Annotated in this window: 9 protein-coding genes; 5 read left to right on the top strand and 4 right to left on the bottom strand. The window is 57.3% G+C overall.

Annotation, left to right across the window (positions count from 1 at the left end; translation table 11 throughout):
- On the top strand, nt 1-1231 hold a 1231-nt coding region (locus ALO80_RS18810; protein ID WP_055010084.1), incomplete at its 5' end, for a hybrid sensor histidine kinase/response regulator.
- Between the two features lie 10 nt (nt 1232-1241).
- On the opposite strand, the gene ALO80_RS18805 is transcribed toward ALO80_RS18810, so the two are convergent.
- Entirely contained in the window at nt 1242-2252 is a 1011-nt protein-coding gene (locus ALO80_RS18805) for a DNA-binding protein (protein ID WP_055010083.1), read from the bottom strand.
- A 176-nt stretch (nt 2253-2428) separates the two neighbouring features.
- Here ALO80_RS18805 and ALO80_RS18800 point away from each other — a divergent pair, with 176 nt between their 5' ends.
- From ALO80_RS18800 to ahpF, 3 genes are all read left to right on the top strand, one after another.
- On the top strand, nt 2429-3388 hold the full coding sequence (locus ALO80_RS18800) for a site-specific integrase (protein ID WP_055010082.1): 960 nt from the start codon (nt 2429-2431) through the stop codon (nt 3386-3388).
- 110 nt (nt 3389-3498) lie between these two features.
- A complete protein-coding gene (gene ahpC, locus ALO80_RS18795; protein ID WP_054988309.1) occupies nt 3499-4062 on the top strand; it encodes an alkyl hydroperoxide reductase subunit C in 564 nt (187 codons plus the stop codon).
- A 124-nt stretch (nt 4063-4186) separates the two neighbouring features.
- Entirely contained in the window at nt 4187-5749 is a 1563-nt protein-coding gene (ahpF, locus tag ALO80_RS18790; RefSeq protein ID WP_055010081.1) for an alkyl hydroperoxide reductase subunit F, read from the top strand.
- A gap of 103 nt (nt 5750-5852) precedes the next feature.
- On the opposite strand, the gene gloA is transcribed toward ahpF, so the two are convergent.
- Entirely contained in the window at nt 5853-6374 is a 522-nt protein-coding gene (gene gloA, locus ALO80_RS18785; RefSeq protein WP_054987539.1) for a lactoylglutathione lyase, read from the bottom strand.
- Between the two features lie 101 nt (nt 6375-6475).
- On the opposite strand from gloA, the gene ALO80_RS18780 reads away from it, so the two are divergent.
- Entirely contained in the window at nt 6476-7084 is a 609-nt protein-coding gene (locus tag ALO80_RS18780; protein ID WP_054987554.1) for a DUF4946 domain-containing protein, read from the top strand.
- Between the two features lie 472 nt (nt 7085-7556).
- Here ALO80_RS18780 and ALO80_RS18775 read toward each other — a convergent pair whose 3' ends face one another.
- A complete protein-coding gene (locus ALO80_RS18775; protein ID WP_002553302.1) occupies nt 7557-7919 on the bottom strand; it encodes a histone-like nucleoid-structuring protein, MvaT/MvaU family in 363 nt (120 codons plus the stop codon).
- A 487-nt stretch (nt 7920-8406) separates the two neighbouring features.
- Nucleotides 8407-9501, bottom strand: a complete 1095-nt coding sequence (locus ALO80_RS18770; RefSeq protein ID WP_054987538.1) for a tetratricopeptide repeat protein — start codon at nt 9499-9501, stop codon at nt 8407-8409.
- Nucleotides 9502-9516 lie beyond the last annotated feature (15 nt).

Below are 9516 nucleotides of genomic sequence, written 5' to 3'. Positions count from 1 at the left end.
GTACATAGATGCATTGCGTGAAAGCGAGCGTCAGTTCAGAACACTGGCTGACAACATGAGTCAACTGGCCTGGACCGCAAGCCCCCGCGGACATGTCCATTGGTATAACGAGCGCTGGTATGCCTACACGGGCGCGTCGCTTGAGGCGATGACTGCCCTCGGCTGGCGTTCAGTTCTGCATCCTGAGCATCGCGAGCGTGTGATGGCGCGTTTGCAGTATTGCTTTTCGACGGGTTCGATCTGGGAGGATACCTTTCCGCTGCGCGGCAAGCATGGTGCTTTCAACTGGTTCCTGTCACGCGCACTGCCCATGCGCGATTCGCAGGGTCACATCACCCACTGGCTGGGTACTCATACCGATATCACTGCTCAGGTCAACGCTGAGGAGGCGCTGCGCGAACTCAATGAAAGTCTGGAGCTGCGCGTCGCCGAGCGCACTCGCGAGCTGGCAGCCGCCAATGAATTGTTGCAGGCCGAAATGGCCGAACGAGCAATGGCTGAAGAAGTATTGCGCCATGCACAAAAGATGGATGCAATCGGCCAGTTGACGGGAGGGATCGCCCATGACTTCAACAACGTACTTTCTGGTGTGATAGGTGCGCTGGACATGATAAGGCTTCGTGTGAAAGCAGGTCGCCTGGATGAGGTCGAGCGTTATGTGGAAGCTGCAATGGGTTCTGCCAATCGTGCTGCCGCCCTGACTCAGAGGTTGCTGACGTTTGCCCGTCGTCAGTCACTTAATGTTACGGCGGTAGACGTCAACTGCATGGTTCGATCAATGGAGGAACTGCTGCGCGGTACGGTCGGTGCTCATGCGCAACTGCAGATCGAGCTGGAGGAGGGGGTGAGCGTTGTCCGCACGGATGAGCATCAACTGGAAAATGCCTTGTTGAATCTGGTGATCAATGCGCGTGACGCTGTTGCAGTTGCAGGACTGATTCGAGTGCGCAGCCGGCTGTTAAAGCTCGTGACGCAAAAGGACGGGCTGGCTCCCGGCGATTATGTTCGGCTCAGCGTGGAGGATAACGGCTGCGGAATGGCTCAAGATGTCATGGATCGGGTCTTCGACCCGTTCTTCACCACCAAACCCGTGGGGCAGGGAACGGGGCTGGGATTGTCCATGGTCTATGGCTTCATCAAGCAGGCTGGTGGGCACGTAGAGATGACCAGTAGCGAAAATCAAGGCACGGAGGTTCATCTGTTCCTGCCCTGCGAGATGACCCTCGCTTGAGCGTTGCCTGTCATGAGTTACCTTGCGGCTTCTTCCGAGAGGTGGCGGGTTTGTCGGGCTGACTGAGCTTGCTTTGCAGGTTTTCCAGCGCCACTTCTTTTTTGGTCAGCAACAGCTCCAGCATCCGATTCTGTTGCAGGGCGTCCGTCATGCTCTGTTTATGCGCGGCGCTTTCTTCCTGCAGGCTGACTAGGCGCTCTTCCAGCAGCGCGCATCGGGTGCGGGTGTGGTGGTGTTGTTCCGTCAGGGCGGCAGCCTGTCCATTGGCCTGGTTCAGCAGGTCGTTGCAGCTGTGCAATTCACGCAGGGTGCTGCGGTTCTCAGTCAGCAAGCGTTCGTTATCACGATTCAGTCGGGTGATGTCTTCCTGGCGCGTGGCAAGGCCTTGCTGCGCCTGCCTTACTTCCATTTGCAACTGCTGAACCTGGCCTTCGTGACGTTGCTGCTCCTGCTCGCGCTGCTCCCTGATGGAATTTCGATAGTGCTCCAGGGCCTCGCGTGCATGCTGATGCTTTTCTTCAAGGGAGCGGATCTGACTGTCCTTGTCTTGCAGGCGTGAGTCGAGGTCCTGATTGGCCTGAAGCAGCCTGGCATTCTCGGATTGTGCGCCCTGCAGTGCGCGTTGCGTGTGGAGCAGGGCGGCATCTCGTTGTTCCAGCATTCCTTCGCGTTGCAGTGCGTTTTCCTGCAGGACGCTGATCTGTTGCTGTGCCGCCGTCAGTTGCTGCTGCAGGCTATCGCGTTCTACCTGGTGCTCATCGTACGCCTGATCGATACGCGCCTGGGCCTGTTCCTGAAGTCGCTGGGCAAGGTGGGCCACCAGGCCGCTCAGTTCTTCATTGATATCTGGCGCGGGCGTATGCGTAGCGTCCAGTTCCTTGAGGTAGCGGTGAATGGTGGTTTTCGAGCCTGTATTGCCCATTTCGATACGTACTGCATCAATGCTGGGGTTCTCGCCTCTGGAAAGCAGCGAAGCCCTTGCCTTCTGCACCAAAGCCTTGTTTACGCCGCCTCGGGCCATGACCCCTCCTACGATTTCGTACTGTGGTATGTATACTGTAATTACATACTATATTATTTGAAGCAGTTTGCTATTTTTTGAATTAATTAACATGGGATATTGGCGTATTATCCCGTGTCAGGCGTTATCCGTTGCTTTTTCGGCGCCTTTTCCGGTACACCGCACAGGCCTGAGCCATGAATGACGTCGATCGCTATATCGATGCCGCAACCCGTGACAACACGCGCCGCAGTTATCGAGCGGCTATCGAGCACTTCGAAGTGAGTTGGGGCGGGTTTTTGCCGGCGACCAGCGAAAGCGTTGCGCGTTACCTGGCCAGCTACGCCGGAAGGCTGTCGGTCAACACGTTGAAGCTGCGCTTGTCGGCGTTGGCCCAGTGGCATGTCAGCCAAGGCTTTGCCGACCCTACCAAGGCACCGATGGTGCGCAAGGTCATCAAGGGCATTCGTGCGCTGCACCCGGCACAAGAGAAGCAGGCCGAACCTTTGCAGTTGCAGGAGCTGGAGAAGGTCATCGCCTGGCTGGAGACCGAGATACGTGATGCCGGCGCGCGACAGGATCGGCCGCGGCTGTTGCGCTGTCGTCGTGATTCGGCGCTTATTCTGCTGGGGTTCTGGCGTGGGTTTCGCAGTGACGAGCTGTGCCGCCTGCAAGTGCAGGACGTCAAGGCGGTTGCCAGCTCCGGGATCAGCCTTTATCTGCCGCGCAGCAAAGGTGATCGCGACAACCTCGGCAGTACATATCAGACTCCGGCTTTGCAACGGCTCTGCCCGGTGCAGGCTTACATCGAGTGGATCAATTGCTCGGCGCTGGTGCGGGGGCCGGTGTTTCGGGCGGTGGACCGATGGGGTAACCTTAAAGAGGAGGGGCTGCACGCCAACAGCGTTATTCCGTTGCTGCGCCAGGCTCTCCAGCGTGCAGGCATCGCCGCCGGGCACTACACCAGCCACTCGTTGCGTCGCGGTTTCGCCAGTTGGGCGCACGGCAACGGCTGGGACCTCAAGTCACTGATGTCTTACGTAGGCTGGAGGGACATCAAGTCGGCGATGCGCTACATTGACGCCGCGCCGTTTCTGAACAACCCGGAGGCGGGGAGCGGCCCGAAGGTTTCTTCTATCGATAAGCTGCCTTCATAGTGAAAAGCAATCAGTGACATCAGGTTTGCCAATGAGCGATTGTCACTGATGATGCGTAAGCTTCACTTCATCGAATTCACAACCTATCCAACCCATCAGGAGATATACCGATGCCTATCATCAACAGCCAAGTAAAACCGTTCAAGGCTACCGCATTCAAGAACGGCGCTTTCGTTGACGTTTCGGACGCCGACTTCAAAGGCAAGTGGTCTGTCGTATTCTTCTACCCGGCCGACTTCACCTTCGTATGCCCGACCGAGCTGGAAGACCTGGCTGACAACTACGAAGCGTTCCAGAAGCTGGGCGTGGAGATCTACAGCGTGTCGACTGACACCCACTTTGCTCACGCTGCATGGCACAACACTTCGCCTGCAATCGGCAAAATCCAGTACACCATGATCGGTGACCCGACACTGACCATCTCCCGCAACTTCGACGTGCTGATCGAAGAAGCCGGTCTGGCGGATCGTGGTACGTTCGTGATCAACCCTGAAGGTCAGATCAAAATCGTCGAACTGAACGATGGTGGTGTAGGCCGTGACGCTTCCGAGCTGCTGCGCAAGATCAAGGCTGCTCAGTACGTTGCCGCTCACCCGGGCGAAGTCTGCCCAGCCAAGTGGAAAGAAGGCGAAGCCACTCTGGCTCCGTCCCTGGACCTGGTTGGCAAGATCTGAGTCGCATGAATCGGCTAGGGGCGTTGAGCTCTTGAGCAAGTAAACCGCATCGCCCCAAAAAACGCCCGGGCGGTAATCGCCTGGGCGTTGTTATTTCTACCCTTTGTAAACAGGAAGCCGCCACATGTTGGACGCCAATCTTAAAGCCCAGTTGAAATCCTACCTGGAGCGGGTTACTCGCCCCATCGAGATCGTCGCGTCCCTTGATGACGGCGCGAAGTCTCAGGAAATGCTCGCACTGCTCAATGATGTGATCAGTGTTTCCAAAGACGTCACCCTCAATGACAGCGGCACCGACGCACGTACCCCGTCGTTCTCGCTGAGCAGCCCTGGCCACGATATCAGCCTGCGTTTTGCCGGTATCCCCATGGGTCACGAATTCACCTCACTGGTTCTGGCGCTGCTGCAAGTGGGCGGCTACCCGCCCAAGGTCAGTGCAGAAACCATCGAACAGGTCCGCGCCCTGCAAGGCGAGTTCCATTTCGAAACCTATTTCTCGCAGTCCTGCCAGAACTGCCCGGACGTCGTCCAGGCACTGAATCTGATGGCAGTTCTGAACCCTGGCATCAAGCACGTCGCCATCGACGGCGCGCTGTTTCAGGATGAAGTCACCGATCGCAAGATTATGTCGGTCCCCAGCATCTACCTGAATGGCGAACTGTTCGGTCAGGGCCGCATGGGCCTGGAAGAAATTCTTGCCAGGATCGACACTGGCGCAGGTGCGCGTCAGGCCGAAAAGCTCAATGCCAAGCAGGCTTTTGACGTATTGGTAGTCGGCGGTGGCCCTGCTGGCTCGGCGGCCGCTGTCTACGCGGCTCGCAAAGGCATTCGTACCGGCGTTGCAGCCGAACGTTTTGGCGGTCAGGTGCTCGACACCATGACCATCGAAAACTTCATCTCGGTTCAGCACACCGAAGGCCCTAAACTGGCCGTTGCGCTGGAAGAGCATGTGAAGCAGTACGAAGTCGACATCATGAACCTGCAGCGTGCCGACACACTGATCCCTGGCGCAGCCGGCGAGTTGCATGAGGTGAAGTTTGCCAGCGGCGCCAGCCTCAAGGCCAAGACCGTCATCCTTGCCACGGGCGCACGCTGGAGAGAAATGAACGTGCCCGGTGAGCAGCAGTACCGTAACAAAGGTGTAGCGTATTGCCCGCACTGCGATGGTCCACTGTTCAAGGGCAAACGCGTTGCCGTGATTGGTGGCGGCAATTCGGGTGTCGAGGCAGCAATCGACCTGGCGGGTATTGTGTCTCACGTAACGCTGCTGGAATTCGATGTGCAGTTGCGTGCCGATGCTGTATTGCAACGCAAGCTGCACAGCTTGCCGAACGTTACCGTGCTCACCAGTGCACAAACCACCGAAGTGACGGGCGACGGGCAGAAGGTCAACGGTCTGCGCTACAAAAATCGCACCACCGGCGAAGAAATCACCGTGCCGCTGGAAGGTATCTTCGTGCAGATCGGTTTGTTGCCTAACAGCGAATGGCTCAAGGGTGCCATCGAGCTGTCGCCGCGCGGCGAGATCGTTGTTGATTCTCGTGGTGAAACCTCTGTGCCGGGCATCTTTGCTGCCGGTGATGTAACAGTGACGCCGTACAAGCAGATCATCATCGCGTTGGGCGAGGGAGCCAAGGCCTCTCTGAGCGCTTTTGATCATCTGATCCGTACTTCTGCACCGGCCTGACCGGAAGCGGTAAACAAAAAGCCCCGTGAGCGATCACGGGGCTTTTTGTTGTCTGGCTGACGGCTCTTCTCGCAAGAGAGCCATCAAGCGGGCTGCAGCGGCCTCAGAGTGGTGTTGGCTGAATGATCTCGACCCAGTAGCCATCCGGGTCCTTGATGAAAGCCAGGCTGTTCATGCGGCCATCGGACAGGCGCTTCTGGAAATCAACGCCCAGATGCTCGAATCGCTCGCAGGCGACTTTCACGTCAGGCACCGAAACGCAAATGTGACCAAAGCCGCGGGGATCGCTGTTGCCGTTATGGTACGACGCTGTCGCATCACTCTCGGTGCCGTGGTTGTGGGTCAGCTCGAGAATGCCGGGGATCGATTTCATCCATTGATTGCGCGCAGCGTCGTCTTCGGGGATCTGCGCCTTGTCTACCAGCGCCAGGAAGTACAGGCTGAATTCGGCTTCCGGGAAATCACGTTTTTCAACCAGGCTGAAGCCGAGCACGCGGGTGTAGAAATCCAGCGACTTGGTGATGTCCTTGACGCGCAGCATGGTGTGGTTGAACACAAACTGCCGGGTAGCCGCTTCAGGATCGGCTGTGACGCCCGGTAGTGTGTTGAGTTCGTGCAAGCTCATCAATGTGTCTCCAACAGAATGTACAAATAGCCCCGAATGATACGGGGCAGGGCAGGGCGTGCCAAACCCTCGTTCGGATAACGTTGCGTCGGCCTTGCTCGATCCCGGCAACAGGCTCAGAATTTCCGGCCAACTGTTTTGGCGACCTGACCATGATCCTTACGCAATACCGACGCTCCTTGCCAGGACTGTGCCTGGGCCTGCTGATGGCCGCTGCACAGACTCATGCCGCCGATGCGATGATCATCTGGCCCGCAGGCTGGGAGGTCGAGTCGCTGCCGGCCGAGTCGAACACGCCTGTTCAACCTTCCGTGCAAGTCAGACAGCGCGCGGTGAAAAACGATCAAAGTGGAAACCCCCTGATGGTCATGGAACTGACCCAGACACGCTTGACACCCGGGCATGAGGTCAATGTCCAGGGCGTGCTGCTGGAAATGCGCAAGTCGGTTCAGGTCAATTTTGCCCGCAGCGGCTTGCAGAGTGTGTGCACCCATGTGCGTGAAAGCCAGCTCAGCGTCGTGCCGGCACTGGAGACCACTTGCACCATCACCCAGAACGGTGTCCACGTGCTGACCCAGACATTGGTGGCAGCCGCCAGCAAGGAAATGGCCTGGTCGTTGTCCTATGCGGGGTCGGCTGATGGCTACGCGGCCAACAAGGAAGAGGCGTTGCGTATTCGCGAGAGCCTGCGGCTGGACGATGCCCAGTGACGCCTGCCTTTTTGCGGGCAAAAAGAAGCCCGCCGAGGCGGGCATGGGGCGCTATTCCTTTAGCGGTCTTCATCATCCGAGAATCCATGTGAAAAAAGTGTGAAGCTGCGCGGTGCCGCTTATCCGGTAGATTTTCAATGCACCGATGCACAGTAACAAATTGTCTTACCTCTCATTACACCGGATAAACTGAACAATTACTCTACGCCTTTCAGGAATTGTTCAGGTTTGTAACTGTGTGCTGAATCGCATAATCCATGAGTTTTATTGGCGTCATTATTTTCACGGTATTAATGCCCGTGGGCCCTGAAACTCTATGTACCGGGCAGTTCACTTAATCATGTATATGAATCCCGGTTCGCGGGCAAAAGCGCAGTGTGCACGGGTGTTTGATCTACGCAAAGGTTCATCCGAGGGGACGGCAGATAAAAAAAGCCCTGCAAGTGCAGGGCTTCAATTGACAAAGTTACAATCAGGCGCGAAGCCACGAATCAACAGTGTCCACACCGTACTGCTCTTTCCATGCTTTGAGACCACGGTGGTTGCCACCCTTGGTTTCAATCAGCTCACCGGTGTGCGGGTTCTGGTAGACCTTGACCACGCGTGCACGACGACGCTTTGGTCCGGCGGGCGCGACCAGCGAGGTAGCGCTTGAAGGATCAAGGATGGCGATGATGTCGCGCAGGCTTTTACCGTACGTACCCATCAGGTCCTGGAGCTTTTGCTCGAATTCGATCTCCTTCTTCAACCCGGCGTCATTCTTCAAGGATTCCAGCTGTGCCAGCTGTTCTTGAAGGGCTTTCTCTGCTGCTCGAAACTCGGCAAGTCTGGACAAGTAATACACTCCAACAATGTAATGGCTGTTGTCAGCCCAATAAAGCGATGAGACAAAACTGATTGGCCGATTCGCTCACTCGATGCTGCCCGGTACCTGCGGTTTCTATGCTGAAACTTGGCCTGTGCGGCTTGTCGTTGCGCAGATAGAGGGTAGTTATAACTCAGTAGCCCGCAAATGATGCACCTTTTTTTTCAGTTAGAAAATAGCCTTTTTCAAATTCGTTAAATGGCAGCCGCGAAGACTGTTGGATATAGGCGATCATTTCAGTGTTGTCGGGTGCGCAGTTGTGTAAGTTATTTCCGATATTAGCCGCTGAGAGAAAACGTGTCCTGCGACACTGGGCGGCTTAAAAAAAGAAACATCTGACAGGCAGGAGAGCTGGCGCATGCGGAAAGTGCAGAAATGTCTGAAGGCAGCGGGCTGAAAGGCGTTTGGCCACTTCAAGAGTGGCCTTTGGCCGGCCTGGTCGTTGGCTCTCTGGGCCCTACAGACCCTGTTGCAAAACCGGGTCGTCCGGGTTCTGCTGCTCAAGCTCCGCGAGCAGAATCTGTACGTTCTGCAGCTGACCGTTTTCTTTCCAGTACTGAATCAACAGCACTCTGGCCTTGCGGTTTGCGGGCTGGCTCTGCACGATTTGCATCAACTGCCGCTGAGCGGCCTCAAGCTCGTGCAATGAGTGCAAGGCCACCGCCAGGTCATAGCGATAGTCAGTGTCATCGGGTGCCAGCTCGGTGGCTTTCGCCAGGCTGAGCACAGCGAATTCGGCTTGCCCGTGGTTTAGCAACCACATACCCAGCGCGTGCTGGAGCATGGCCGAACCTGGGTTGTGCTCCAGCAACTGTGCGAACAGACTGCGTGCCTGCTCGGCCTGGCCTTTGCGGTCCAGCAGCTCGATGTGCGCCAGCGCCGCTTCGATATTGCCCGGGTCCAGCGCCGTGGCCCTCTGCAGCGCAGCGACAGCGGGTTCAAGATCGCCGGTCTGCAGGTAGAGCCTGGCCAGTTGCAGCTGGTTTCGAGCGTTCTGTGGCTGGCTCTTGAGCGCCTCCTGAAACGCTTCGGCACTCTGTTGCAGGACGGCAAAATACAGGCCCAGATCATCGGGTGACAGCCCTAGCAGGGCGCTGGTGGCGCGGAATCTTACGGATTGTTCGTCGTCGTCGAGCAGCGGGCCCAGTAGCAGACTGCGCTGGCTGTTGGAGACCAGCTTGACGCTGACATCGATGGCAGCTTCGCGCACGTGAGCGGACCGGTCACCCAGCGCTGCGTCGAGCAGTTTCAGGGCCTGAGGGCTGGGGTAGTCGCTTAGCTCGGCAAGCAGCGCGATGCGCTGCTCGTCAGACAGGTCGGTTCGTGCCAGTTGCTGATACAGCACGCGCGCAGCGCCTGGCTTGCCGTCGTGCGCCTGCTCCAGTGCCTGGGCATAGGTGTGGCTCAGCCTGGCCGGAGCAGGCTGAACGGGCATGCGCCACCACCAGAAAACCAGTGAGAGCGTCAGCAGTGCCGCAGCCGCTGCGCCGATCAGCCAGCGAGGTCGAGTAGTGGTTTGAGGCGATAACCCCTTGGTAGAAAGTCTGGGCATATCGATTTCCAATGC

Origin of the sequence: Pseudomonas caricapapayae (assembly GCF_001400735.1) — a bacterium.
Taxonomy (GTDB): domain Bacteria; phylum Pseudomonadota; class Gammaproteobacteria; order Pseudomonadales; family Pseudomonadaceae; genus Aquipseudomonas; species Aquipseudomonas caricapapayae.
Note: the sequence above shows the minus strand (reverse complement) of the source record. Positions and strands in the feature narration are given on the sequence as shown.